The sequence below is a fragment of the Paenibacillus sp. UNC496MF genome, from assembly GCF_900113915.1.
GTDB lineage: Bacteria > Bacillota > Bacilli > Paenibacillales > Paenibacillaceae > Paenibacillus_Z > Paenibacillus_Z artemisiicola.
In genome coordinates, this window is record NZ_FORE01000004.1 from 143,335 (window position 1) to 167,163 (window position 23,829).

Sequence of the window (23,829 nt, forward strand, 5' to 3'; positions counted from 1 at the left end):
GCCGACAATCAACCGAACGGAGGAAGCAGGCTCATGGAATCAAACCTAATCGTGAAATTGGCGGACGGCTCGGAACGAAGCTGCGGGAAAGGAATCGCGATCGCGACCCTCGCGGACGACATCAGTCCGGGGCTGCGCAAAAGCGCCGTCGCCGCCCGCGTCGACGGACGGCTGGTCGATCTGGGCCACGCGCTGCTCGGCGACTGCGCGCTCGAATTCGTCCCGCTCGACAGCGAGGCGGGACTGGCGGTCTACCGCCGGAGCGCGGCGCGCCTGGCCGCGCAGGCCGTCAAGCGCGTGCTCGGCGCGGACCGGGTCCGGCTCGGCGAATGCCGCGAGACGGAAGACGGCTTCAGCGTCGACGTGCAGGCCGACGAGCCGCTTACGCCCGCCGTCCTGCGGGCCGTCGAGAAGGAAATGGACGCGATCGCGCGCGCGAATCTGCCCGTCGTCCGCCGGCTGCTCGGCCGGGACGAGGCGATCGCATGGTTCGGGCGACGCGGCGAGCCGTTTCTGCTGGAGCGGCTCCGGGAGCTTCCGGCCGGCGCGGAGGTCGCGGTTTACGAGCAGGGCGAGTTCGCCGACATGTGCGACGGGCCGCTGCTGCCGTCGACGGGGAGGATCAAGGCGTTCAAGCTGTTCGGCGTATCGGGCGCCTATTGGCGGGGCGACGCGGACGGGGCGGTTCTCCAGCGCGTGCACGGCGCGGCGTTTCTGAAGAAGTCGCAGCTGGACCGCCATCTGGCGCTGCTCGAGGAAGCGAAGAAGCGCGACCACCGCAAGCTCGGCCGCGAGCTCGAGCTGTTCATGTTTTCCGAGGAAGCGCCTGGCATGCCGTTCTACCTGCCGAAGGGCATGGCGGTCCGCGAGGCGCTCGAACGGTTCTCGCGGTCGTTCTGGCGAAAGCGGGGCTACGAGGAGGTGCGCACGCCGCTTATGATGAACCGGCGGCTCTGGGAGCAGTCCGGCCATTGGGACCACTACAAGGACAATATCTACTTCGCGAAGGCCGACGACGCGGAATACGCGCTGAAGCCGATGAATTGCCCCGGCCATATCCTGCTGTACAACAATCGGCGGCGTTCGTACCGCGAGCTGCCGATCCGCTACGCGGAGTTCGGCCAGGTGCACCGCCATGAGTATTCCGGCGCGCTGAACGGGATGATGCGCGTGCGCGCGTTCTGCCAGGACGATGCGCATTTGTTCGTGCGGCCCGACCAGCTCGAACGGGAAATCGCCGGCATCTTGGCGCTGATCGACGAGATGTACGCGGCTTTCGGCTTCGCGTACCGGATCGAGCTGTCGACCAAGCCGGAGAGCGCCATGGGCTCGGCGGAGCTCTGGGAGCGGGCGGAACGGGCGCTCGAGCAATCCCTGCGGCGACGCGGCGCCGAGTATCGGTTGAACCCGGGGGACGGCGCCTTCTACGGACCGAAGATCGACTTTCACATCCGCGACGCGATCGGCCGCAGCTGGCAGTGCGCGACGGTACAGCTCGATTTTCAGATGCCGGAGAAGTTCGACCTGTCTTACGTCGGCGAGGACGGCGGGAAGCATCGGCCGGTGCTCGTTCACCGGGCGGTGTTCGGCTCGGTCGACCGCTTCGTCGGCATTCTGACGGAGCATTACGCCGGGGCGTTCCCGCTCTGGCTCGCGCCCGTGCAGGCGGCGGTCATTCCGGTGTCCGAGGCGGACGCGGAATCGGCGCTTGCGCTGCGGGAGGCGCTGGAGGAAGCGGGTTTGCGGGCGGAGGCCGATCTGCGGCAGGAGAAGCTGGGGTACAAGGTCCGCGAGGCGCAGCTCGCGAAGGTGCCGTACACGCTGGTGCTCGGCGAGGCGGAACGGGCCGGCGGCACCGTGTCCGTGCGGCGCAGAGGCGAAAGCGCGGCCGCCGCGATGACGCCGGCGGAGCTGATCGCGCGGCTGCGGGCGGAGGAGGCGGCGCGGGCGTAAAGCCGGGCGCGAAACCCGCTTGACGCGCCGCTTCCCCGCGGCTAGGCTAAGGCTAGACGGCGTGAGGCGGATGCGCGCGGCATCCGCCCGACGGCCGAAAACGAGCGCGAACGCGAGTTCGCATGGGAGGCTGCCCGCATGAGCAAGCCCGAAGAAGCAAAGCCCGAGGACGCAAAGCCCGCACAATCCGAAGACGCACAGCCGGAAGACGTTCGCATCGTCATGCTGCCGCACCGCAGCTACGTCGGCATGGCGCTGACGTCGGCGTTCGCCTCGCACGACCCGAAGCGCGTTGAACTGCTGCAGAAGCAGTTCATTAGCCGGCGTTTCGAGATCAAAGGGATGACGGATTCCGGGACGTATGTATGTCCGTCCTTCGTCTGCGAGCAGCTGTTCACGTACCTGTTTTGCATGGAAGTGAGCCGGATTGCCGACGTGCCGGAGGGCATGATCGGCTTCGCGATTCCGGAAGGACGCTACGCGAAGGTGCGCGCGAAGCACGGCGACCCGTACGACGCGCTGCATGCGTTCCTGCGGGCGAACGGGCTGCGCATCGACCCCCGCGGCATGTCGCTCGAGGCATACCGGGTGCATAACCCCAAGTGGCCGGACGAAGTCGACGTGTACGTGCCGCTCCTCGAGACCTGAAGGGGCGGGCGTTCGGACAGAGAGCCGACAAACCGGCGAAGGGCGCCGCATGATAGCATGGGCATCCGATCAGCAGACAGGCCTCCGGCGTTCGCCGGAGGCCTTCGTTTTAGCCGCCGCGGGGGCATCCGCCTGCGAACGGCAAACGGCCCTGCCGAGGGCAGGACCGTTCCGGGGGATCGGTTGCGGCGATCAGCAGCTTAGATGAATACACCGCGAAGAACGATAACGAGCAAAATATAGAGGACAAGGATTACGCCGATTGCCGTTCCGAATACCGGGCCGCAACCTACTCCGCCTATACCATTCATGTATCCCACTGTACATACCTCCTGAGTGGTTTGATTTGTGATATTTCTGATCACATTGGTAATATATGACGGCGTCGCGGCAGCGACTGGACGTTTGACGGGGGTACATTCATAATTATGCATTCGCCTAAACGGAAGTCCGCCCGAGAAGCGCGTAAGGCGCCATGGGGGCGCATTCGTCCGGTTCGACCCAGCGGATCGTGGCCGGCTTCGCGAATTGGCGGATGTTGCTGATGCGCGATTCGGCCCGCGTGTTCACCCCGTTGCCCACGAGCAGCATCGCGGAGCTGCTGACGGCGATGATCTCGATGCAGCCGACGCTGATGCGCGGGTCGCGGTTGACCGTCCGCACGTCGACGGGCTCCTTCGCCGCTTCGGCCAGGAACGGCGTGACCGGCGGCACGGGCCGGCTGAAAATATCATAGGACTCGAAATAGACGCGGTTCGAAAACAGATGGTCCGACTCCCGCTGCACGGCGACGCCGCGGAGCTTGGCGTTCACGTCCGCCCGGTCCCCGAACTGCATGATGGACGCGCTGCTGATGCTGTTCACGTAGACGCCGCCGACCTCCGACACGCGGACGGGGTAGTCCGAATTTTCCCCGTCCGGCAGGCCCGGAAGGTCCGCGAACGGCACCTCGCCGGGCTTGCGGACGCGGCGCGCCTCGCGGCTCATCGGACATCCCCGAGCTTGCTGCGCGTCAGGCGTTCTTCCGCTTCCTGTCCCAGCGCGCCTTCGCCTTCGGACTGCTCGGCGCCCTCCGGCTCCATCAGCGGCGCGAACGGACCGACGACGACCGATTCCGGCGGCGTATCGAACATCGAGACGAGCGAGATCGTCTCCGTATCCCCGATTTGCAGGACGGAGGCGCTCGCGACGGCGGTCAATTGGATGCAACCGACCGCGAGCACGTGATTGACGACGTTAAGCTGCATGGGCGTTCCCTCTCCTTGTTCGCCGCTTGGCTTAAGGCGCCAAACGGCTGACGTAATTTTGCAGAGCCAGATCGATATCGCGCTCCGTCTTGCGGATGACGTCGGCTTCGATGGCCGGTTCCTGCGCCTCGCCCGGCGTTCCCTTCTTCTGGACTTCCTCCGCCTTGCGCGTCAGGGTCTGGATATAGAATTGGATGCGCGGATTCATCTGCTTGCGAATATCTTCGATAACCAGCTTGCGATGGTACGGATCCAAGGCGATGCCCGTCTGGGCTTCGATCTGCTGCAGCCTGAGCGGCGCTTCCTGGTCCAGGTAGCAATCGACGGCGCGCCGGATTTCCGGGTACGGCGGCGGCGGCGTGACGAACGCGGGCAGTCCGCTCGCCGACGGGGACGGGAATTGATGCGGCGTTTGCGTCGCCTGCGGGTCCATGCCCGATTCCGGATTCTCCTTGGGCTCGTTCACGACGAGCTTGCCCGGTCCCGGCATGACGAGCTGGCCGATCTCCTTGACCTGCTCCTCGCTCGGCGCCGACATGCCGATGTTCAGCGTGCCGCTCAGCTTCTCGACCTTCAGCTGGTCGAAATGGTATTGTATCGTATCGACATGATAATACGGTTTGTTTTCCGCGGCGTTCATCCGCTCGTTCAGGTCGTCGAGCTGCCGGCATAGCCTGCCGATGACCGCCTGCTGCTCGTTCACCTGGCCCTGCAGCTGCTGAACATATTGATTGAGCGCCATGACCATTTGCCACGGAGACGGCGATCTATTCGATTCGTTCTGCATATGCGGGCACCTCCGGTATTAATTCGGATTCGGCAGCGGCACGAAATTGACCGGATTCTCCTCCAACTGGGGAGCCGGTCCCGTGAATCCTCCCGTATTGTACATTTGGGCGTTCGACGCGATGGAACCCGCCGTCCCGACTTGCAGGACGGACGAGTTCGTTACGCTGTTGACGCGAAGCTGATGGATGGTGATGGTTTGATGAACCGTCAGATTCATCAGACGTTGACTCCGTTGGCGAGGTTGTTTTCCGTGTTGTCCTGAACGTCCGGATCGTTCGTGTTCGTGGCGCTGACGGCGTTGTTGGAGTTCGTCAGGCTGCCGGTCAGGAAGGAGCCGGAGCCCGCGTACGTCTTGGAGGAGCTCGCCGGGGAGAGCTGGACGGAATCGCCGAACTGCACGATGGCGCTCGAACCGACGCTGATGACTTTGACGAAGCCGACGATGGCTGGCATGGTGCCTCACTCCTTATCTGGGATTGCAGCATCGATGCTACATCCTATGCGGCAAACGCCCAGACGTGACTTTCGCGGCCGACTTCGCGTGTGGCGGAACGATGGGCGGATGCATATAGTGGTAGGAAGAAGCACGGAAGCGGGGGAGTCGGGATGGCGCTTGATTGGGAGGAACTGGAGCAATGGATGGAGAAGCAGCAGCTGCCCAAAGGATTCGATGTCTTTCGGCAGTCGGAGTGGATCGAGAATTACGTCCGCGGCATGATGAACAAAGCGATTCCGGCCGCTTCGTCGGCGTTCCAGACGACGAACGCGAACGTGGCGGAAACGAAGCGGTTCGTGGTCGTGACGTATCCGCTCGGGGAGGCGGCGGATTTGTCGGCGCTCCGGCTGCTGGCCAAGGAGGACCGGCTGAAGCTGAGCGGCCTGCCGGGCGGCGACGCCGAAACGATCCGGCTGCCGAAGCTGGTGCTGCCGCGTACCTGCCAGGCGGAATACGACGGCGCGGTGCTCAAGGTGAAGCTGAGGAAGCGGCCGCCGAGCAAGCGGTCCCATATCGCGACGATTCAGGGGCCGTAGGGCGGTTCGTCACATAACTGTCACCAATTCGTCCGAACTTCAAAGGCGCGTCCGCTGGCGGAAGGCGGTTTCTTTCCTTATAATGCAGGTAAAGGAACTTGCATAGGGAGTGTTTTCCGTGACGCTGGTGGATGTCAGCCAAATTTCGGCCGCCTTGTTCATTACGGGCGCGATCTTCATCTTGTTGTTTTTCGGCCTGCTCAGCCTCGGGGTATTGAAAATGTTTCAGCTCAAATACCGGCAGGGCTGGTTCAGCTTCATCGGCGCGGTCGTCAGCGGCGCCGCGTTCGGGATCATATTGAATACGTGGTTCGTTTGAGGCGCTTTGCGCGCCGTTCGAGCGAACGTTGAAGAGCCGTTTTTCGTCCGGGGGCCGGGCGGAAACGGCTTTTTGGCGCGGTCGGAAGCAAACGCATGGTGAAGGTCCGGTTGCGGGGGAAAGAACGGTACCTGGTGCGGTACGTAGCCGATAATCGGCGAATCGGCGATCAAGAACGGTACGGGGTACGGTACATGGCCGGGGGCGGATCGGGCGATCAAGATACGGTACGGGATACGGTACATGGCCGCAAGTCGGCGGATTCGGGCTGAAGAATGGTACTCAATAGCTGCATGGCCGCAAAACCGTAAATTTGTTCTCAGAAGTACGCGGCCGCCAGGCGTTCCGGGCTTTAAGAAAAGGTGCTCCATACGGCGCTCTCCCAGTCAGTAAGCGCTTCCGCGAAGCCGGGTAAACGGTTCGTCCGCCGCTGTTTCTTCTCCGATCTCGGCCGGCCGGATATTCCCGCGGCGGGAAATAAATTTGTTGTCCCATTCGGGGGCGGGACGTTTAAAAATAGTCAATAATCCAAGTTGCCAGAACATAAGATGGAGTATAAGATAATGATATGAGAGAATATTCAGAACATTTCGTCAATGAATCCATACGAGGGGAGGGCTTGCCGATGAACAAGAGCCATGAAGTCGAGTATTGCAACCTGGAGCTGCGCTTCGACCGCCGGCAAATCCAAAATCTCATTCGGGATCTGATCCAGGAAGGATACTCGCTCTATTGGAGCGAAACGGACGTTTATTTTCTCATCTCCGTACGAAGCGGCCGCAAGCTGGTTAAGCTTCGGTTTCAGCGGATGCGCAACCGTTACAAGATCGTCGGCGATTATTTGATCAAGGACGAGAAGCTCTCGGATTTGCTCGAGAAGCTGATCAACGATTCCCGCGGCCACGCGGTGGTCAAACGGTTCAAGGACCGGCAGATCGTCATCGAAAGCATCATGTTCGGCGAAATCATACGACTTGTGGAGGTGTCCGGCATGGAACATCGGATCATTTATCAGAAGAAACCGTTCGTTACCGTCGAAGAAGTGATTCAGGCGTTTCAGTCGAAGCGTGCGGAAGAACGGGCTTCCGTACTCCGGTTCGAGCTCGATTACGAATTGTCCGTCCTCCACGAAGCGATTACGGAGGGGCGGGAGACCGATATGGCGCAGTCCAAGGAAAGGCTGCAATCCCTGAGAACCGAGATGATACAGCTTGAGCTTTAGGAAGACCGAACGCGGGCACGCGAAATAGACTCCCGGCCGAACGCGAGCCGGGGGTTTATTTTGTTTGGGTTCCTGCTCCCCGGCGGCCGTCAACGGCAAAATGTTGGGCGCCATGGTTTTCATTAGCGGCTAAAAAGAGTAAACTAGGAGTATTGTATGCGTAGTGGGCCTGGCGGCGCGCCGCGTTGCTTTAATCCTATAACAGAGAAAAGGTGTGGAATCGTTCAATGTCGAAACAGCAAATCGGTGTCGTCGGACTTGCCGTCATGGGCAAAAATCTTGCCCTGAATATCGAGAGCCGGGGCTTCACGGTATCCGTGTTCAACCGCTCCCGCGAGAAGACGGACGACCTCATGAAAGAAGCGGCAGGCAAAAACCTCGTCGGTACATACACCATCGAAGAATTCGTGCAATCCCTTGAAGTTCCGCGCAAAATCCTGATCATGGTACAGGCCGGCGCCGGTACGGACGCGACGATCGACGCGCTCGTGCCGCTGCTTGACCAAGGCGACATCATCATCGACGGCGGCAACGCCTATTTCCCGGATACGGTCCGCCGCAACAAGGACCTCGAAGCCAAGGGCATCCGCTTCATCGGCACGGGCGTGTCCGGCGGCGAAGAAGGCGCGCTGAAAGGGCCGTCCATCATGCCGGGCGGCCAGGAATCCGCGTATAAGCTGGTCGAACCGATCCTGACGGCGATCTCCGCCAAGGTAAACGGCGACCCTTGCTGCACGTACATCGGGCCGGACGGCGCCGGTCACTACGTCAAGATGGTCCACAACGGCATCGAGTACGGCGACATGCAGCTCATCTGCGAGGCGTACGACCTGCTGAACCGCGTGCTCGGACTCGGCACGGAAGAGCTGCAAGCGATCTTCGCCGAATGGAACAAAGGCGAGCTCGACAGCTACCTGATCGAAATCACGGCGGACATCTTCTCGAAGTACGACCCGGACACGAACAAGCCGATGGTCGACGTGATCTTGGACTCCGCGGGCCAGAAGGGTACCGGCAAGTGGACAAGCCAAAGCGCGCTCGACCTCGGCGTGCCGCTGTCCATCATCACGGAGTCCGTTTTCTCTCGCTTCTTATCCGCCCGCAAGGAAGAGCGCGTCGCGGCGAGCAAGCTGCTGAAGGGACCGCAGGCGGCGCCTTTCCAAGGCGACAAGAACGCTTTCGTCGAAGCGGTCCGCATGGCGCTGTTCGCGAGCAAGATCTGCTCCTACGCGCAAGGCTTCGCCCAAATGCGCGCCGCTTCCGACGAATATGGCTGGAATCTGCGTTACGGCGCAATCTCGATGATTTGGCGCGGCGGCTGCATTATCCGCGCGGGCTTCCTGCAAAACATCAAGGAAGCGTACGACCGCAATCCGGGCCTGACCAACCTGCTGCTTGACGAATACTTCAAAGAAATCGTCGAATCGTATCAGGGCGCATGGCGCGAAGTCGTGGCGACGGCCGTGACGCAGGGCATTCCGGTTCCGGCGTTCGCGAGCGCGCTGGGGTACTACGACAGCTACCGCACGGAGCGTCTGCCGGCCAACCTGCTGCAGGCGCAGCGCGACTACTTCGGCGCCCACACGTTCAAGCGCGTGGACAAGGAAGGCACGTTCCACTTCAATTGGATTCAATCGTAAGATCCGCGATTAATTCCAGCAGGCAGCTCCGGAGGCGGTCGGTTTCATGGCCGCATCCGCCGCGCTGCTTGAGCAGCATGAGCGACGCTTCGGCGAAGCTTTGGAATTTCCGCAATAAAAGTGGCTGAGGAAGACCGACCAAGTCGGGCGCTTCGTCAGCCATTTTCTTTTTAACGAAGGCCAGCGTCCAGACGACGTCTTCGCGAGAAAGCGGGTAATCCGGGTTATTCAAGCGGCCGACCCTGTACCGGGCGGACAGCGGCTCTGGCAAAGAAGCCATGGGATTCACTCCTTTTTCGAATGGTAGCACGTATTAACAACTCTACGGTAGAAACAAGTTTTTTATACCCGCGCTACTCTAAAAATGCTATAATCATGGAACATGTTTATCGTGTAAATTGACGCGAAGGGAAGGTGTCGGCCGATGAGCGACGGCAAGCCGCCACGGCACGTGGTACTCGTCGGTTTCATGGGCACGGGCAAGTCGACCGTAAGCCGCCGGCTGGCGGAGCTGCTGGCTTGCGGGACACGCGACGTCGACGCCGAAATCGTGAAGCGCGAAGGGGAAGAGATCGCGGCGATATTCGCGGGGCGGGGCGAAGGCGAGTTCCGCGCCGCGGAGACGGAGGCGCTGCGCGCCGTGCTCGGCGCGGAGGACGCGCTCGTCGTCGCGACGGGCGGCGGCGCGGTCCTGTCTCCGATTAACCGCGAGCTGATGGTGCAGCGCGGATTCGTCGTGGCGCTGACCGCGGATCCGGAGCAGGTCATCGCGCGCGTCAGCCAGGATCCCGACCGCCCGCTGCTGCAGGGCGACGTCCGGCAGCGCGTGTACAAGCTGCTCGAGGACCGGAAAGGCGCCTACGATTTCGCCCACCTGACGATCGATACGACGTCGCTCTCCGTGGACGAGGTCGTGGAACGGATCGCGCAAGCGATCAGCCGATTCAGAACCAGCCAACATTCCATATAAAAAAGGGGAAGTACGTAAACCATGGACGTTCTTGTTACGCCGACGCCGAGACTGCAGGGCGAACTGCAGGCGCTTTCTTCGAAAAACTACACGACCCGCTATCTGCTGGTCGCGGCGCTGGCCGAAGGAACCAGCACCATCCATTATCCGGCCCACAGCGAAGACAGCGACGCCATGCGCCGCTGCATCCGGGATTTGGGCGCGGTCATCGAGGAAGACGACCGGAAGATCACGATTACCGGCTTCGGTTCGCGTCCGCGGGACGTAAAGGAGCTCGACGTGGGCAACGCCGGCGCGGTGCTGCGGTTCCTGATGGCCATCGCGGCGCTGGCGCCGGACGTGACGTTCATCAACCGATACCCGGAATCGCTCGGCAAGCGTCCTCACGACGACCTGATCGACGCGCTCGGACAGCTCGGCGTGGACGTACGGCATAACGCCGGCAAGCTGCCGATCACGATTCGCGGCGGCGCGCCGAAGGGCGGCAAGATCCAAGTATCCGGCAGCGTCAGCTCGCAATTCCTGAGCGCGCTTCTCTTCCTGACGCCGCTGCTGCAGGAAGACAGCGAGATCGAGGTGCTGCACGACCTGAAGTCGAAGGTCGTCGTCGGCCAGACGCTGGAGGTGCTCGAGCAAGCGGGCATCGTCATCGAAGCGAGCGAGGATCTCATGCGCTACCGCGTGAAGGGCGGGCAGAAGTACGCTGCGAAGGAGTACGTCGTGCAGGGCGATTACCCGGGCTCCGCGGCCGTGCTCGCGGCCGCTGCGGTCACGCGATCCGACGTGAAGCTGCACCGGCTGCTGGAGAACAGCAAGCAGGGCGAGCGGGCCATCGTCGACGTGCTCCGCATGATGGAGGTTCCTCTCACCCACGATAACGGCGTCGTTCACGTGCAGGGCAACGGCAGGCTGAAGGCGCTCGAATTCGACGGCGACAAGGCGACGGACGCGGTGCTGGCGATGGTCGCGGCAGCCGTGTTCGCCGAAGGCACGTCCCGCTTCTACGACGTCGAGAACCTCCGTTACAAGGAATGCGACCGCATCACCGATTATCTGAACGAGCTTCGCAAGGCGGGCGCCAACGTCGAGGAGCGCCGCAGCGAAATCATCGTGCACGGCCGTCCCGAAGGCGTCGAAGGCGGCGTGGAGATCAACGCCCATTACGACCACCGCGTCATCATGGCGCTGACCGTCGTCGGGCTCCGCGCCAAGTCGCCGATCCGGATTCGCGACGCGCACCACGTCGCCAAGTCGTATCCGATTTTCTTCGACCATATGAAGGCGCTCGGCGCCAACGTAGAATGGGTCGAATCGAAGTAAGGCACGCTAGAACGGAAAGCAGCCGATCATTCAACCACCGAAAGGAATGAGGTCAATGGCGTTCGCGAACCCTTCGCGGGATGAAATCAAGCGTATATTAGAAGAAACGGAAACGATCGCGGTCGTGGGCTTGTCGGACAATCCGGAGCGCACCTCCCATATGATCGCCCAAGCGATGCAGGCCAAGGGCTACCGGATCGTGCCCGTCAACCCGAACGCGGACACGATCCTCGGCGAGCGGGCGTATGCCTCGCTCAAGGACATTCCGTTCCAGGTCGACGTCGTCGACGTGTTCCGGCGCAGCGAATTCACGCCGCCCATCGCGGAGGAAGCCGTCGCGATCGGCGCCAAGACGCTTTGGCTCCAGCTCGGCGTCGTCAACGACGAAGCGGCCGAAATCGCGCGGCAGGGCGGTCTGAACGTCATCATGGACCGCTGCATCAAGGTGGAAGATTCCATCCTGCTGCCGCACGGAAAGACCAAATCCTGACAAACATAAAAACGCGGCGCGTCTCCAACAATAAGGGAGGCTATTGAGGACCAAGGCAATGCAGCCGCGGGAATCGGAGCCAATCCACGAATTCTAGGAGGACGACACGACGATGAATCAATACGGGCAGCAGGGCTTCGGCATGAACGCGTCGGGAATGAGACAGCAGAACCAATATCAACCGTCGGGCTTCGTGCAATCCCACTACCAGGGCATTTCGAAGCAGCCTGGCAGCATTTCCGCCCAATCGAACACGGGGCCGGTGATTTCGCATCTGGGGTACTCCGCGAACAACGGCTACGGACAACAAGCTTCCATGAATTCGTTCTCCGGACAAAGCTTCGCGAACAGCTCCCAGCCGGTGCTCTCGCACTTCGGAGGCAGCTCCGTTCAACAAAATTCGCAGCCGGTCATCTCGCATTTCGGCGGCTACCAGGCGCAATACGCGCAGCAAGCACAGCCGTATCAAGCGTCGTCCGGCATGCAGCAGCAATCCGCGATCGGCCGCAGCTCGTTTAACGCGAGCTCGCAGCCGGTCATTTCGGCCTTCGGCGGCTACCAGGCGCAGAACGCGCAGCAAGCACAGCCGTATCAAGCGTCGTACGGCATGCAGCAGCAATCCGCGATCGGCCGCAGCTCGTTTAACGCGAGCTCGCAGCCGGTCATTTCGGCCTTCGGCGGCTACCAGGCCCAAAACGCGCAGCAATCGCAGCCGTATCAAGCGACGCACTATGTGAACCAATCGTCGTCGCAGCCGGTACTGTCGCACTTCGGAGGCAGCTCCGTCCAACAAAATTCGCAGCCGGTCATCTCGCACTACGGCGGCTACCAAGCGCAAAACGCGCAAAGCCAAAGCTTCGGCATGAGCAACGCGGGCGGCTTCGGCGCGACGACGAACCAATCGGCCATGGGCATGATGGGCAGCAACCAACAACGTTTCTAAACAGCCGCGGCATGCGGGCTGAACGAAGCGGCGAGACGGCGGACTTCCGGTCCGCCGTTTTCTTTTTGACAACGGGAAGGGAAACCCTTACGATCAAAGAAGAATCCGCGGCCGATTCCGATAGCGAAGCCGCGGTCCCGTACATAGAGAGGGGGACATTCATGAACATCATGGGTCATTTGCAGCAGCTCGGCCGATCCTTGATGCTTCCGACCATCGTATTGCCCGGAGCGGCGGTATTTCTGGCGCTGAGCGCGCTGCCGTGGGCGTCGTTGGGCATGCCGAGCATTCATACGCATTTGCAGACCGCGGGCGAGACGCTCTTCGCATACTTGCCGTATTTGTTCGCGTTCGGCGTCGCGATGGGCATGACGAGCAACGCTTTGACGGCGGGGCTTGCGGCAATCGCGGGGATGTTTATTTATACGAGCATCATCAACGCCAGCCATTACGAGCTGGAGCCGACCGTGTTTACCGGCGTCATTATCGGCATCGTCACGAGCGTCCTGAACGAGAAATTCAAGTCGCTCAAGCTGCCCGAATACATTCAGTTTTTCGGCGGGCCGAGGTTCGTGCCGCTGATCGTAAGCGCATTCTCGACGCTGTGGGCGATCATCATGGTCGAGATCGCGCCGTCGATCCACGGCGCTTTGATGGAGCTGGGCGACATCGTCAACTCCGGCGGAGGCTTCGGAGTCTTCCTGTTCGGCTTCGTGCTGCGGATCCTCGTCGTCTTCGGCTTGCACCATCTGGTCAGCCACGTCTTCTGGTTCCAGGTCGGCGCCTACGAGACGCCGGGCGGGCATATGGTATTCGGCGACTTGCCGCGCTTCTTCGCGGGCGACCCGTCGGCGGGCGGCTTCATGGCCGGCCTCTATCCGACCATGATGTTCGCGCTGCCGGCCATCGCGTTCGCGATCATTCACGAGGCGCGCGAGGACTTGAAGCCGAAGATTCGCCGAACGTTCCTGACGGCCGCGCTCTCGTCCTTCCTGACGGGCGTGACGGAGCCGATCGAATTCGCGTTTTTGTTCGTGGCGCCGTACCTGTTCGTCGTGCACGCGCTGTTATCGGGCTTCATGATGTGGCTGACGTACGAGCTCGGCATCCGGACCGGCTTTTCGTTCTCCGCGGGGGCGATCGACTATCTGATCAACGAGCATCTGGCCACGAGAGGCTGGCTGATCATCCCGATCGGCATTGTTTTCGGACTGATTTATTACGTCATGTTCCGCTGGGCGATCCGCCGGTTCCGCATTCCGACGCCGGGGCGGGAGGAAGGCTCGCAGCTCGACGAATGGGCGGGCGACATCCCGTACCGGGCGCCGCTTATCCTGCAGGCGATCGGCGGGAAGGAGAACATCGTCCAGATGGAAGCCTGCATCACCCGGCTGCGGCTGAAGGTCGGAAGCGACCGGCTGATCGACAACAACGCGCTCAAGCATCTCGGCGCGGCGGGGGTTATCAGGCTCGGCGGCGGCAACGTCCAGATCGTGTTCGGCACCTATTCGGAGCTAATCCGGGAAGAGATGGACAAAGCGATCCGGCGCGACATTTCGCGGGTGCTCTTTAATTCGCCGGTGCAGGGCCGGATGATGCCGCTCAGCGAGGTGCCCGACCCGATCTTCGCGGGCAAGCTCGTCGGGGACGGCGTCGCCTTCATGCCGGAGAAGGGCGAACTCGTCTCGCCCGTGCCGGGCAAGGTCATTCACGTGTACCCGTCGATGCACGCGATCGGCATTCGCACGCCGGAAGGGCTCGAAGTGCTGCTGCACATCGGCATCGACACGTCGCAGCTGAAGGGCCACGGATTTAAGGCGCTCGTCAAGGAAGGCGACCAGGTCAAGCCCGGCCAGCTGCTGATCACCTTCGACATGCAAAAGATCCGCAAAGGAAGCAAGTCGCTCGCGACGCCGATGGTCATCACGAACTCGGACCGCGTCAGCTCCTGGAGCTTCGCGCCGTTCAAAAGCGTGAAGCGCGGCCAGGCTTCCGTCATGTCGGTCGTTCTAAAAGAGAGAAGCGGTGGAGGGGAAACAGCGTGATTCAAGGGATAGGAGCTTCAACGGGCATCGCGATCGGCAAAGCGTTCGTCCTCCCGAACTGGGAGTGGGATCTGCCCGAACAAAAAATCGACGTAGGCGATCTGGCCCGCGAATTCGATCGGCTGTACGAGGGGATTCGCACGTCCAAGGTCGAAATCGAGCAGATGAAGGATGAGCTTCGCGAGGTCGTAGGCGCGGAAGAAAGCTATATTTTCGACGCGCACCTGGCCATACTGGACGACCCCGTGTTCATGAACGAGATTCAGGGCATCATTCAGCGGCAGTACAAGGCGGCCGAAGTGGCCGTCAAGGAAGCGATCGACCATTTCGTCACCATGTTCGATCTGCTCGACGACGAATATATGAAGGAACGCGCGCTCGACATCAAGGACGTAGGCAACCGGCTGTTGAAGCATCTGCTCGGCGCGCCGGAAATCACGCTGCCGTCGGATACGCAGCCGTTCATCCTGATCGCGAAGGAGCTGTCCCCGTCGCAGCTGGCGCACTTGAACCCGCATCACGTGCTCGGCATCGCGACGCTGGCCGGAAGCATGACGTCGCATTCGTCCATCATGGCGCGGGCGCTGGGCGTGCCGCTCGTCATCGGCATCGAATCCAAGCTGGAGGAGCCGATCCAGACCGGCGACATGCTGATCATCGACGGCGGACCCGGCATCGTGCACATCGACCCCGAGCAGGCGTTGATCGATTATTATACGGGCAAGCAAATCCTGCAGCGGGAGAAGAAGCAGCAGCTGAAGGGCATCATCGGCTTCAAGCCGGTGACGCAGGACGGCAAGGAAATGGAGCTGAGCGCCAACATTAGCTCGCTGAAGGAGCTGGACGTCGCGCTCTCGAGCGGGGCGAACGGGGTCGGCCTGTTCCGGACGGAGTTTCTGTATATGGACCGCAGCCGGCTTCCCCGGGAGGACGAGCAGTTCGAGGTATACCGAACCGTGGCCGAGAAGCTGTATCCGAAGCCGCTCATTATCCGCACGCTGGATATCGGGGGCGACAAGCAGCTGGATTATTTCGAGCTTCCGGCGGAGGACAATCCGTTCCTGGGATACCGGGCCATCCGCATCTGCCTCGACAGAACCGACCTGTTCAAAACGCAGCTGCGGGCGATCCTGCGCGCCGGCGAACGCGGCAACGTGAAAATCATGTACCCGCTCATTTCGTCCGTCGACGAGGTGCGCGCGGCCAACCGGCTGCTCCAGGAGTGCAAGGACGAACTGCGCGCGGAAGGCGCGACGTTCGCGGACGACATTCAGGTCGGCATCATGATCGAGCTGCCCGCCGCCGTCGTGATCGCGGACATGCTCGCCGAGGAAGTGGACTTCTTCAGTATCGGCACGAACGATCTCATCCAATTCACGCTGGCGGTAGACCGCATGAACGAGCAGATCTCCCATCTGTACGAGCCGTACCATCCCTCGGTGCTGCGGATGATCAAGCTGACGGTCGAGGCGGCCAAGCGCCACGGCATCCATGTCGGCGTGTGCGGAGAGCTGGCGGGGGACGTCAAGGCGCTGCCGATCTGGCTGGCGCTGGACGTCGACGAGCTGAGCATGTCCGCGCATTCGATCCTGCCGGTCAAGGAACGGCTGCTCTCGCTGCGGCAGCAGGACAGCCGCGACAACTTCGATCGGATTCTCGGCTGCCGGACCAGCGCGGAGATCCACGAGCTGCTCAAGCTCAAGACGTCGGAGGAGCAGCTTGCTGAGGATTTCCCGGACGTGTTCAACAATTCCTGAGCCGAACCGGGCGGGCTTATGGTCGCGGAACGCGAGATAGCAGGACGAGAAAGAGCGGCACCCGGCGGGGGGCCGCTCTTTCGCTTGTACGGTTGGATCGGGATCAGCCGCCCCGGAGCGCGTCGACGAACGCTTTCGCGTAAGGCGGCAGATCCGGCGGACGGCGCGCCGAGATGAGATGCCCGTCCACGACGACCGGCTCGTCCAGCCACGTGGCGCCGGCGTTCTCCATGTCGTCGCGAATGCCGGGGGTGGACGTCACCTTGCGGCCTTGCAAAATTTTGGCCGAAATCAGCACCCAGCCGGCATGGCAGATTTGCCCGATCGGCTTGGCCGCCGCGTCCATCTCCCTGACGAGCTCGAGCACCTTCGGATAGCGGCGGATCTTGTCCGGCGCCCAGCCGCCCGGCACGAGCAGGCCGTCGATGCGGGAGGCGTCCAGCTCGTCGTAGGCGGCGTCGGCCGTGGCCGGCACGCCGTATTTGCCGATATGCGCGCGGCCCTTCTCCGGCCCGGCGAACAGCACGGTCGCGCCTTCCTCGCGGACGCGGTAGACGGGATACCATAATTCCAGATCTTCGAATTCGTCGTCCAGCAAGCAGACGACCGTTTTGCCTTGCAGCGACATGGACATTGTCTGTCATCCTCCTTCAACCCTGCGCATAGGTAAAGATCAAGTCGCGCAATCCACCTTCATTTTATCGAAGCCGCCCCGGCGAAGCAACCAAGGGCCCCCCGCCGTTGCGCGTCCGCGGCGCTTTCAAGCCGCCCCGGCGCTGGCTGCTTAATCCGCTAAATGCAAAAATTACAACCTGCGCGCAAGGAGGACTTTAATGCGAAAAGTCGAATATCTTATCGTCGAGCTGCGCCTCTGAAAGAACGCTTTCAAGGCCGTGCTGCTTTTAGGAGAAGGAGTGGACCATTTTGCAAAAGCGCTGTTCTTGCGGCGACGTGATGCCGATGAAGCTGCGTACCGTCATTTATTCCAATAAAGTTGAAATCGATAACGTGCCCATCTACTCTTGCCCTTCCTGCAACCGCAGCGAAGTGTTTCCCGAGGTAAAGCCGGACCTGACGGGATTGATCGGCCAGCTGGGCGCGCAGCCCGCAAAACAAACCTTCCTGTTTAACGAATGGAATGAATGGGCAATGCTGTTAGTAGAAGCCTATTACGAACATAAGCATTCCGATCCGGCGATCGTCCGGAAGATGACCGAGGAACGGATCGACATGCTCCTCGATTTGCTGGCCGTCGCGCAAGCCACCGGCGATCGGGACTGGATGGCGGACATACATAAGCGGTTAAGCCAGCTGAGCAGGAGCATGCTTCAATACGGCTAAGAAGGATGTGTCCGCATGGAAATGCCTCATCCGATGAGAACGCTTGCGGATTGGGAGGACGCCTACGGGAGCTCCTTCCGGCAGCCGCTGCTGGTGTTCAAGCACAGCACGCAGTGCTCCGTCAGCGCCGGCGCGCACGACGAATTGGCCAACTGGCTGGAGGACGCGAAGGCGCTCGCGCTGACGCCCGTCCTCGCGCTCGTGCCGGACAACCGCAACGTATCGGACGCGATCGCCCAACAATTGAATCTCAAGCACGAGTCGCCGCAGCTCATTCTGGTGGACGGCGGCAAGGTGTCGTGGCATGCTTCACACTGGCGGATTACCTACTCGACATTAGACGAGCATCTCGGCACGCATTGCGAAAAGTAATATTTTGTCGTATGATTAACGATAAAGTGTTATGGGGCGAGAGAAAAATTTGAACTAATGGAGAGAAGGACTGTGACGGTAACCATTTATGATGTAGCAAGAGAAGCAGGCGTGTCCATGGCGACTGTGTCGCGGGTCGTCAACAACAATCCAAACGTGAAACCTCAAACACGCAAAAAAGTATTCGAAGCCATCGAACGTCTCGGCTATCGTCCGAATGCGGTTGCGAGAGGATTGGCGAGCAAGAAAACCACGACCGTCGGCGTCGTCATTCCCGATATTTCCAACGCGATCTTCGCCGAAGTGGCGCGCGGAATTGAAGATATCGCCAATATGTACCACTACAATATTATCCTGTGCAACGCGGATAAGAAGAAGGATAAAGAGATTCGCGTCATCAACACGCTGCTCGAGAAGCAGGTCGACGGACTGCTGTTCATGGGCGGCGCCGTAACGGACGAGCACCTGCAGGCGTTCAAGACGGCCAACGTGCCGATCGTGCTGTGCGCCACGACCGACGAGAACGGCATGATGCCTTCCGTCGACATCGACCACGAAGCCGCGGCGTTCGATGCCGTGCAGACGCTGATCAAGAACGGCCACCGCACGATCGCGATGATCGGCGGCACGCTGCAGGATCCGGCGAACGGTTACGCGCGGTTTCAAGGCTATAAGCGCGCGCTCGAAGCCGCGGGCCTGCCTTACGACGAGAACCTCGTACGCATCGGAAATTACCGCTACGAGTCCGGCGTCGACGCGATGAAATACTTTCTGGAGCTCCCGGAGCGCCCGACCGCCGTCTTCTCCGCGACGGACGAGATGGCCATCGGCGCCATTCACTGCATCCAGGACGCCGGTCTCAAGGTGCCGGACAACGTCTCGGTCATCAGCGTGGACAACAGCCGGATGGCGTCCATGGTTCGTCCGCAGCTGACGGCCGTCGCCCAGCCGATGTACGACATCGGCGCGGTATCGATGCGGCTGCTGACGAAGCTCATGAAGAAGGAATCGGTCGACAACCCGCGCGTCGTGCTGCCGTACGAAATCGTCACGCGCCAGTCGGTAGGGAGCATCTGAATGGCGGCTCTTTATCATAAAATCGGCATCGTAGGCGCCATGGCCGAAGAGATCGAGCTCTTGCATAAGCACGTCGTCAAGACGGGCTCGTTCATGAAGGCCGGGATCGAATATACCGAAGGCACGCTGCACGGCCATAACGTCGTCTTTTGCAAATCCGGCGTCGGCAAGGTCAACGCCGCCGTATGCACGCAGGTCCTCATCGACGCGGGCGCGGACTGCGTCTTGTTCACGGGCGTCGCGGGCGCCGTCGCGCCGAGCTTGAACATCGGCGACATCGTCGTCTCGACGTCCTGCCTGCAGCATGACTTCGACGTCACGCCGCTGGGCTTCGCCCGCGGGCAAATCCCGTATCAGGACGTCTGGGAATTTCAAGCCGCGCCGGACCTCGTGGAGCTTGCCGCATCGGCCTGCGAGCGGTTGTTCCCGGGACGAAGCCTGAAGGGCAAAGTTCTCTCCGGCGACCAGTTCATCGCTTCGCGCGACGCGGTGCGCGGGCTGTACGAAGAGCTGGGCGGCGCCTGCACGGAGATGGAAGGCGCTTCGCTGGCGCAAGTATGCGCGATGAACGGCGTGCCGTTCGTCGTCATTCGTTCCATGTCGGACAAGGCGGACGGTTCGGCGCACGTCAACTTCGCCGAGTTCACGATTCAAGCGTCCGTTAACTCGCACGCGATCATCGACGACATGCTGCAGCATTTGTAAGCGAAGACACCGTTCCGGCTAGAATAAAGGCAGCTTTTCGCTTCCGAGCGTATCGGAAGGGGGAAGCTGCCTTTTTGTTTTGGTTCGCGCTTGCGGATACCGATGTCAATGCTGCCCGATAGCGATGTCATTGACATCGCAGTGCCTTGCAGGGCTGTCGCTGCTTAGAGCTGCTGCAGGACGATTCCCGCGACCTCCTTGTTGCGGGCCGCGATCTCGCCGCGCCGCGGCATCGGCGTCCAAGCCGCGAGGTCGTCCAGCCAGTCGGCCGGCAGCGGCGCATCGCTCAGCGCTGCCCAATGCTCCTGCCACGCCAGCGGCAGCGGCTCGTTGGCGCCTTCGGACGCCAGCCGGTCCATCAACGGATGGTCCGTCATGGCAAGCCAGACGAACGCCCAGGCGCGAGGCACGACGCGCCAGATGTCGTACCCGCCGCCGCCCAGCGCGACCCAGCGGCCTTCGGCGTACCGATGGGCCAGGTCATGGATGATCGCCGGCATCGCCTGGTAGATGCGCATGCTGCAGTGGATGTGCGACAGCGGATCGTAAGCGTGCGCGTCGCAGCCGTGCTGGCTGACGATGACGTCGGGCTTGAAATACCCGGCCGCGCGGCTCACGGTCGCGCGGAAGCTGTCCAGCCACGAGTCGTCCTCCGTATATGGCTCCATCGGCACGTTGATGCTGGTGCCGAAGCCGGCGTCTGCGCCGCGCTCGTGAACGAAGCCCGTGCCGGGAAACAAATATTTGCCCGTCTCGTGAATGGAATACGTGCAGACGTCGGGATCGGCGTAAAACGACCACTGCACGCCGTCGCCGTGATGGACGTCCGTATCGATATAGAGCACGCGGGCGCCGTACCGCTTGCGGATATGCGCGATCGCGATCGCGGCGTCATTGTAGACGCAGAAGCCCGCGCCGCGGTCCGGGAAGGCATGATGCAAGCCGCCCGCCATATGGTACGCATGCCGCGCGCGTCCGTCCATGACCGCGTCCGCCGCAAGCACCGAGCCGCCGACGATCGCGGCGGCGGCGTCGTGCATGCCGGGAAAATAAGGCGTGTCCTCGGTACCGAGGCCGAATTTGTCCGCGCCCGCGATTTCGGCCGGGACGGGTTGAGGCGAGCCGAGCCGCCGTACGGCCTCGACATAATCGTCGCGATGCACGAGCTTCAGCTGATCTTCGCCGGCCGGCGAGGCCGTCAGCATATGCTCGTCCTTCAACGCGCCCGCGGCTTCCAGCAAGTGCTTGGCAAGCGCCAGCCGGATCGGGTTGAACGGATGCTCTTGATTGAATTTATACCGTTTCGCCTCGGGCGAATAAATAAATACGGCATTGGCCGTCATGCTGCTCCACTGCCTCTCTGCACGGATTGCGCGAATCGCCTGAACTAATACATGAATCGCTGCCGGAAACGGACGCGGTCGAACTGCTCGACCGAGCTTAAAGGCACTTCCTTGCCGATGCGCACCATCAGGCAATTGGCGGGATGCGCGCAAATCTCCGGATCGTCGGTCGCGAACCAGACCATGCCGACTTCCTTCATCAGCTTCTCCATCATGGCGCGGTAGTCCCAGACGCTGAGACCCGTCCCTTCCAAGTCCCAGTGCCAGTAATATTCCGTCGTATAGACGATGACGTTCTCCAGCTGCCCGCCGCGGAACGCGAGGGAGATGAGCCGCTTGGCCAAGCCCAGCCCGCGGTAATCGTCGGCTACCTCGATGGCGCCGAGCTCGATCAAATCCGCCATGTTGCCTTCCGACCAGCGCTCCAGCTCGTCGGGGTAATGAAACGTGACGTAACCGACGATCGTGTCGCCGTCCCGGGCCGCGATGATGCGGCCTTCGGGCAGCGCGGCGATCTCGATCACCGCCTGGCGCTGCTCGGGCGGACGCCGGAACGCGTCGAGCTGCGCGTGCAGCGTCAACCCCGTCAGCCGTTCGGCCGGCAGCGGGCCTTCGACGACGATTTCCCGCGCCTGAAAGCGGACGGTTTCGGTATGCGGCAGTTTGCGATGTTCCAAAAATCATCGGGCTCCTTTCGCCTGCTACCCTACTTATAGCAAAAAATTGCGTCGATGAAAAGCATGGTCGAGGCATCGGGAGTCATGCTATAATATGAAAGCGTATTCGGGTTCGCCGGCAGAGAGATAGGAAAACAGTTTTACTATGGGCAGGAGGATGATGAAGAATGAGCAATACACATCAAGTACGGATTCCGGCGACGGCGTCCGGCTCCAACATGGCAAGCTACAATGAAACCTACGAAGCCTTTAACTTCGAACAGCTTGAACGGCAGTTTTCCTGGCATGGCACGGGCAAGGTCAACATGGCCTACGAAGCGATCGACCGTCACGTCGAAGCGGGGCGGGGCGATAAGATCGCTCTCTACTATAGCGATAACGCAAGGGACGAATCGTACACGTTCGCGGAGATGGCGAAGCAGTCGAACCGGTTCGCCAACGTGCTTCGCGGGCTGGGCATCGGCAAAGGGGAGCGCGTGTTCATCTTCATGCCGCGCACGCCGGAGCTGTATTTCGGCCTGCTGGGCGCGCTGAAAGTCGGCGCCGTCGTCGGGCCGCTCTTCGAAGCGTTCATGGAAACGGCCGTCAGGGACCGCCTGCTGGACAGCGGCGCAACGGCGATCGTCACGACGCCGGCGCTGCTGTCGCGCATTCCGCGGAGCGAGCTGCCGGACCTGAAGCATGTCATCGTCTTCGGCGACGACGTGCAGGCAGGGGACGGCATCGTCGATTACAAAGCCGGGATGGCCGCCGCATCCGACGACGCCGAGATCGAATGGCTCGGACTCGAGGACGGACTTATCCTTCATTATACATCGGGCTCCACGGGCAAGCCGAAGGGCATTTTCCACGTTCAGAACGCCATGATTCAGCACTACTTCACCGGCCGGATCGTGCTGGACCTGCAGCCGGACGACATCTACTGGTGCACCGCCGATCCGGGCTGGGTCACGGGCACGTCGTACGGCATCTTCGCGCCTTGGCTGAACGGGGCGACGAACGTGATCCGCGGCGGCCGCTTCAGCCCGCAGGACTGGTACAAGACGATCGAGCGCTACAAGGTGACGGTCTGGTACAGCGCGCCGACGGCGTTCCGCATGCTGATGGGCGCCGGCGACGACGTCGTCGGACAGTTCGACCTGTCCAGCCTGCGCCACGTGCTGAGCGTCGGCGAGCCGCTTAATCCGGAGGTCGTCCGCTGGGGGATGAAGGTCTACAAGCAGCGCATTCACGACACGTGGTGGATGACGGAGACGGGCGGTCAGCTGATCTGCAACTACCCGAGCATGGACATCAAGCCGGGCTCCATGGGCAAGCCGATTCCTGGCGTTCAAGCAGCCATCATCGACGACGCGGGCAACGAACTGCCGCCGTACCGCATGGGCAACCTCGCGATCCGCACGCCATGGCCGTCCATGATGCGCAAGGTATGGAACAATCCCGCGAAATACGAGGAGTATTTCCGGATTCCGGGCTGGTACATTTCCGGGGATTCCGCCTACCGGGACGAGGACGGCTACTTCTGGTTCCAAGGCCGGATCGACGACGTCATCAACACGGCCGGCGAGCGCGTCGGACCGTTCGAGGTCGAGAGCAAGCTCGTCGAGCATCCCGCTGTCGCGGAAGCCGGCGTCATCGGCAAGCCGGACCCGATGCGCGGCGAGATCATTAAAGCGTTCGTGGCGCTGCGCGAAGGCTACACGGCGTCGGACGAACTGAAGGCCGACATTACCAAGTTCGTGAAAGAAGGCCTCTCCGCGCATGCGGCGCCGCGCGAGATCGAATTCAAAGACAAGCTGCCGAAGACGCGCAGCGGCAAAATCATGCGCCGCGTGCTCAAGGCGTGGGAGCTGAACCTGCCGACCGGCGACCTGTCGACCATTGAAGACTAATCTTCGCCCGGCTTCGGCCGAGGCACAAAAAAACCTTCCGATGCAGT

The 23,829-nt window shown here is 61.5% G+C and carries 28 protein-coding genes; 18 read left to right on the top strand and 10 right to left on the bottom strand.

The window, feature by feature from the left end; genetic code table 11:
- Window positions 1-33: 33 nt before the first annotated feature.
- On the top strand, window positions 34-1,953 hold the full coding sequence (gene thrS, locus BMZ79_RS00650; RefSeq protein ID WP_090635698.1) for a threonine--tRNA ligase: 1,920 nt from the start codon (window positions 34-36) through the stop codon (window positions 1,951-1,953).
- A gap of 138 nt (window positions 1,954-2,091) precedes the next feature.
- Window positions 2,092-2,601 (top strand): GyrI-like domain-containing protein, encoded by a 510-nt coding sequence (locus BMZ79_RS00655; RefSeq protein WP_090635700.1) that lies wholly within the window; start codon window positions 2,092-2,094, stop codon window positions 2,599-2,601.
- Between the two features lie 438 nt (window positions 2,602-3,039).
- On the opposite strand, the gene BMZ79_RS00660 is transcribed toward BMZ79_RS00655, so the two are convergent.
- From BMZ79_RS00660 to BMZ79_RS00680, 5 genes are read right to left on the bottom strand one after another with little or no spacing between them, the layout of a single operon-like run.
- Entirely contained in the window at window positions 3,040-3,588 is a 549-nt protein-coding gene (locus BMZ79_RS00660; RefSeq protein ID WP_090635701.1) for a spore germination protein GerPE, read from the bottom strand.
- Window positions 3,585-3,848, bottom strand: a complete 264-nt coding sequence (locus tag BMZ79_RS00665; protein WP_090635703.1) for a hypothetical protein — start codon at window positions 3,846-3,848, stop codon at window positions 3,585-3,587. The genes BMZ79_RS00660 and BMZ79_RS00665 overlap by 4 nt, the downstream gene beginning before the upstream one ends.
- Window positions 3,849-3,879: 31 nt before the next feature.
- Window positions 3,880-4,635, bottom strand: a complete 756-nt coding sequence (gene gerPC, locus BMZ79_RS00670; RefSeq protein WP_090635704.1) for a spore germination protein GerPC — start codon at window positions 4,633-4,635, stop codon at window positions 3,880-3,882.
- Window positions 4,636-4,653: 18 nt separating this feature from the next.
- A complete protein-coding gene (locus BMZ79_RS00675) occupies window positions 4,654-4,854 on the bottom strand; it encodes a spore germination protein GerPB (protein ID WP_090635706.1) in 201 nt (66 codons plus the stop codon).
- On the bottom strand, window positions 4,854-5,090 hold the full coding sequence (locus tag BMZ79_RS00680) for a spore germination protein (RefSeq protein WP_090635707.1): 237 nt from the start codon (window positions 5,088-5,090) through the stop codon (window positions 4,854-4,856). Before BMZ79_RS00680 ends, BMZ79_RS00675 begins: the two co-directional genes overlap by 1 nt.
- 153 nt (window positions 5,091-5,243) lie before the next feature.
- Between BMZ79_RS00680 and BMZ79_RS00685 the strand changes: the two genes are divergently transcribed.
- The 3 genes from BMZ79_RS00685 to BMZ79_RS34080 all read left to right on the top strand — a co-directional run bounded on the left by BMZ79_RS00685 (window position 5,244) and on the right by BMZ79_RS34080 (window position 6,260).
- On the top strand, window positions 5,244-5,669 hold the full coding sequence (locus BMZ79_RS00685) for a hypothetical protein (RefSeq protein WP_090635709.1): 426 nt from the start codon (window positions 5,244-5,246) through the stop codon (window positions 5,667-5,669).
- Window positions 5,670-5,787: 118 nt separating this feature from the next.
- Window positions 5,788-5,988, top strand: a complete 201-nt coding sequence (locus tag BMZ79_RS00690; protein ID WP_090637029.1) for a hypothetical protein — start codon at window positions 5,788-5,790, stop codon at window positions 5,986-5,988.
- A 95-nt stretch (window positions 5,989-6,083) separates the two neighbouring features.
- Window positions 6,084-6,260, top strand: a complete 177-nt coding sequence (locus BMZ79_RS34080) for a hypothetical protein (protein WP_177221938.1) — start codon at window positions 6,084-6,086, stop codon at window positions 6,258-6,260.
- A 114-nt stretch (window positions 6,261-6,374) separates the two neighbouring features.
- On the opposite strand, the gene BMZ79_RS34635 is transcribed toward BMZ79_RS34080, so the two are convergent.
- Window positions 6,375-6,533 carry a hypothetical protein gene (locus BMZ79_RS34635; protein ID WP_218154632.1) on the bottom strand — a complete coding sequence of 53 codons (159 nt, stop codon included), beginning with the start codon at window positions 6,531-6,533 and terminating at the stop codon, window positions 6,375-6,377.
- Window positions 6,534-6,613: 80 nt separating this feature from the next.
- Between BMZ79_RS34635 and BMZ79_RS00695 the strand changes: the two genes are divergently transcribed.
- Complete coding sequence (locus tag BMZ79_RS00695; protein WP_090635710.1) at window positions 6,614-7,210, top strand: hypothetical protein; 597 nt, start codon at window positions 6,614-6,616, stop codon at window positions 7,208-7,210.
- A gap of 227 nt (window positions 7,211-7,437) precedes the next feature.
- The gene (gene gndA / locus BMZ79_RS00700) at window positions 7,438-8,850 is read left to right on the top strand and encodes an NADP-dependent phosphogluconate dehydrogenase (RefSeq protein WP_090635712.1); all 1,413 of its coding nucleotides are present in this window, start codon (window positions 7,438-7,440) and stop codon (window positions 8,848-8,850) included.
- Here the strand turns inward: gndA and BMZ79_RS00705 are convergent.
- A complete protein-coding gene (locus tag BMZ79_RS00705) occupies window positions 8,831-9,082 on the bottom strand; it encodes a hypothetical protein (RefSeq protein WP_256252492.1) in 252 nt (83 codons plus the stop codon). The genes gndA and BMZ79_RS00705 overlap by 20 nt on opposite strands.
- Window positions 9,083-9,274: 192 nt before the next feature.
- Here BMZ79_RS00705 and BMZ79_RS00710 point away from each other — a divergent pair, with 192 nt between their 5' ends.
- The 6 genes from BMZ79_RS00710 (at window position 9,275) to ptsP (ending at window position 16,375) form a co-directional block, all read left to right on the top strand.
- The gene (locus BMZ79_RS00710) at window positions 9,275-9,820 is read left to right on the top strand and encodes a shikimate kinase (protein WP_090635715.1); all 546 of its coding nucleotides are present in this window, start codon (window positions 9,275-9,277) and stop codon (window positions 9,818-9,820) included.
- Window positions 9,821-9,841: 21 nt separating this feature from the next.
- A complete protein-coding gene (aroA, locus tag BMZ79_RS00715; protein WP_090635716.1) occupies window positions 9,842-11,140 on the top strand; it encodes a 3-phosphoshikimate 1-carboxyvinyltransferase in 1,299 nt (432 codons plus the stop codon).
- Window positions 11,141-11,195: 55 nt separating this feature from the next.
- Complete coding sequence (locus BMZ79_RS00720) at window positions 11,196-11,630, top strand: CoA-binding protein (RefSeq protein ID WP_090635718.1); 435 nt, start codon at window positions 11,196-11,198, stop codon at window positions 11,628-11,630.
- Between the two features lie 112 nt (window positions 11,631-11,742).
- Window positions 11,743-12,573, top strand: a complete 831-nt coding sequence (locus BMZ79_RS00725) for a hypothetical protein (RefSeq protein WP_090635719.1) — start codon at window positions 11,743-11,745, stop codon at window positions 12,571-12,573.
- A gap of 161 nt (window positions 12,574-12,734) precedes the next feature.
- Complete coding sequence (locus tag BMZ79_RS00730; RefSeq protein ID WP_090635721.1) at window positions 12,735-14,618, top strand: glucose PTS transporter subunit IIA; 1,884 nt, start codon at window positions 12,735-12,737, stop codon at window positions 14,616-14,618.
- Window positions 14,615-16,375 carry a phosphoenolpyruvate--protein phosphotransferase gene (gene ptsP / locus BMZ79_RS00735; RefSeq protein ID WP_090635722.1) on the top strand — a complete coding sequence of 587 codons (1,761 nt, stop codon included), beginning with the start codon at window positions 14,615-14,617 and terminating at the stop codon, window positions 16,373-16,375. Before BMZ79_RS00730 ends, ptsP begins: the two co-directional genes overlap by 4 nt.
- A 103-nt stretch (window positions 16,376-16,478) precedes the next feature.
- On the opposite strand, the gene BMZ79_RS00740 is transcribed toward ptsP, so the two are convergent.
- On the bottom strand, window positions 16,479-17,003 hold the full coding sequence (locus BMZ79_RS00740; protein WP_090637031.1) for a type 1 glutamine amidotransferase domain-containing protein: 525 nt from the start codon (window positions 17,001-17,003) through the stop codon (window positions 16,479-16,481).
- Between the two features lie 332 nt (window positions 17,004-17,335).
- On the opposite strand from BMZ79_RS00740, the gene BMZ79_RS00745 reads away from it, so the two are divergent.
- The 4 genes from BMZ79_RS00745 to BMZ79_RS00760 all read left to right on the top strand — a co-directional run bounded on the left by BMZ79_RS00745 (window position 17,336) and on the right by BMZ79_RS00760 (window position 19,870).
- A complete protein-coding gene (locus BMZ79_RS00745; RefSeq protein ID WP_371263614.1) occupies window positions 17,336-17,716 on the top strand; it encodes a hypothetical protein in 381 nt (126 codons plus the stop codon).
- A 15-nt stretch (window positions 17,717-17,731) separates the two neighbouring features.
- Entirely contained in the window at window positions 17,732-18,088 is a 357-nt protein-coding gene (gene ytxJ, locus BMZ79_RS00750; RefSeq protein ID WP_090635725.1) for a bacillithiol system redox-active protein YtxJ, read from the top strand.
- A gap of 72 nt (window positions 18,089-18,160) precedes the next feature.
- Entirely contained in the window at window positions 18,161-19,165 is a 1,005-nt protein-coding gene (ccpA, locus tag BMZ79_RS00755; protein ID WP_090635727.1) for a catabolite control protein A, read from the top strand.
- Complete coding sequence (locus BMZ79_RS00760; RefSeq protein ID WP_090635729.1) at window positions 19,166-19,870, top strand: 5'-methylthioadenosine/adenosylhomocysteine nucleosidase; 705 nt, start codon at window positions 19,166-19,168, stop codon at window positions 19,868-19,870.
- A gap of 164 nt (window positions 19,871-20,034) precedes the next feature.
- On the opposite strand, the gene BMZ79_RS00765 is transcribed toward BMZ79_RS00760, so the two are convergent.
- Both BMZ79_RS00765 and BMZ79_RS00770 read right to left on the bottom strand, forming a co-directional pair.
- Complete coding sequence (locus tag BMZ79_RS00765) at window positions 20,035-21,213, bottom strand: acetoin utilization protein AcuC (RefSeq protein WP_090635730.1); 1,179 nt, start codon at window positions 21,211-21,213, stop codon at window positions 20,035-20,037.
- 44 nt (window positions 21,214-21,257) lie between these two features.
- Window positions 21,258-21,890 (bottom strand): GNAT family N-acetyltransferase, encoded by a 633-nt coding sequence (locus BMZ79_RS00770; protein WP_090635732.1) that lies wholly within the window; start codon window positions 21,888-21,890, stop codon window positions 21,258-21,260.
- 167 nt (window positions 21,891-22,057) lie between these two features.
- Here BMZ79_RS00770 and acsA point away from each other — a divergent pair, with 167 nt between their 5' ends.
- Window positions 22,058-23,782, top strand: a complete 1,725-nt coding sequence (acsA, locus tag BMZ79_RS00775) for an acetate--CoA ligase (protein WP_090635733.1) — start codon at window positions 22,058-22,060, stop codon at window positions 23,780-23,782.
- Window positions 23,783-23,829: the final 47 nt, after the last annotated feature.

Excerpts from the sequence above, each read along its gene's own strand:
- thrS (WP_090635698.1), top strand. The coding sequence starts at position 34 with ATGGAATCAAACCTAATCGTGAAATTGGCGGACGGCTCGGAACGAAGC.
- BMZ79_RS00655 (WP_090635700.1), top strand. The coding sequence starts at position 2,092 with ATGAGCAAGCCCGAAGAAGCAAAGCCCGAGGACGCAAAGCCCGCACAA.
- BMZ79_RS00660 (WP_090635701.1), bottom strand. The coding sequence starts at position 3,588 with ATGAGCCGCGAGGCGCGCCGCGTCCGCAAGCCCGGCGAGGTGCCGTTC.
- BMZ79_RS00665 (WP_090635703.1), bottom strand. The coding sequence starts at position 3,848 with ATGCAGCTTAACGTCGTCAATCACGTGCTCGCGGTCGGTTGCATCCAA.
- gerPC (WP_090635704.1), bottom strand. The coding sequence starts at position 4,635 with ATGCAGAACGAATCGAATAGATCGCCGTCTCCGTGGCAAATGGTCATG.
- BMZ79_RS00675 (WP_090635706.1), bottom strand. The coding sequence starts at position 4,854 with ATGAATCTGACGGTTCATCAAACCATCACCATCCATCAGCTTCGCGTC.
- BMZ79_RS00680 (WP_090635707.1), bottom strand. The coding sequence starts at position 5,090 with ATGCCAGCCATCGTCGGCTTCGTCAAAGTCATCAGCGTCGGTTCGAGC.
- BMZ79_RS00685 (WP_090635709.1), top strand. The coding sequence starts at position 5,244 with ATGGCGCTTGATTGGGAGGAACTGGAGCAATGGATGGAGAAGCAGCAG.
- BMZ79_RS34080 (WP_177221938.1), top strand. The coding sequence starts at position 6,084 with ATGGTGAAGGTCCGGTTGCGGGGGAAAGAACGGTACCTGGTGCGGTAC.
- BMZ79_RS34635 (WP_218154632.1), bottom strand. The coding sequence starts at position 6,533 with ATGTTCTGGCAACTTGGATTATTGACTATTTTTAAACGTCCCGCCCCC.
- BMZ79_RS00695 (WP_090635710.1), top strand. The coding sequence starts at position 6,614 with ATGAACAAGAGCCATGAAGTCGAGTATTGCAACCTGGAGCTGCGCTTC.
- gndA (WP_090635712.1), top strand. The coding sequence starts at position 7,438 with ATGTCGAAACAGCAAATCGGTGTCGTCGGACTTGCCGTCATGGGCAAA.
- BMZ79_RS00710 (WP_090635715.1), top strand. The coding sequence starts at position 9,275 with ATGAGCGACGGCAAGCCGCCACGGCACGTGGTACTCGTCGGTTTCATG.
- aroA (WP_090635716.1), top strand. The coding sequence starts at position 9,842 with ATGGACGTTCTTGTTACGCCGACGCCGAGACTGCAGGGCGAACTGCAG.
- BMZ79_RS00720 (WP_090635718.1), top strand. The coding sequence starts at position 11,196 with ATGGCGTTCGCGAACCCTTCGCGGGATGAAATCAAGCGTATATTAGAA.
- BMZ79_RS00725 (WP_090635719.1), top strand. The coding sequence starts at position 11,743 with ATGAATCAATACGGGCAGCAGGGCTTCGGCATGAACGCGTCGGGAATG.
- BMZ79_RS00730 (WP_090635721.1), top strand. The coding sequence starts at position 12,735 with ATGAACATCATGGGTCATTTGCAGCAGCTCGGCCGATCCTTGATGCTT.
- BMZ79_RS00740 (WP_090637031.1), bottom strand. The coding sequence starts at position 17,003 with ATGTCGCTGCAAGGCAAAACGGTCGTCTGCTTGCTGGACGACGAATTC.
- BMZ79_RS00745 (WP_371263614.1), top strand. The coding sequence starts at position 17,336 with ATGAAGCTGCGTACCGTCATTTATTCCAATAAAGTTGAAATCGATAAC.
- ytxJ (WP_090635725.1), top strand. The coding sequence starts at position 17,732 with ATGGAAATGCCTCATCCGATGAGAACGCTTGCGGATTGGGAGGACGCC.
- BMZ79_RS00760 (WP_090635729.1), top strand. The coding sequence starts at position 19,166 with ATGGCGGCTCTTTATCATAAAATCGGCATCGTAGGCGCCATGGCCGAA.
- BMZ79_RS00765 (WP_090635730.1), bottom strand. The coding sequence starts at position 21,213 with ATGACGGCCAATGCCGTATTTATTTATTCGCCCGAGGCGAAACGGTAT.
- acsA (WP_090635733.1), top strand. The coding sequence starts at position 22,058 with ATGAGCAATACACATCAAGTACGGATTCCGGCGACGGCGTCCGGCTCC.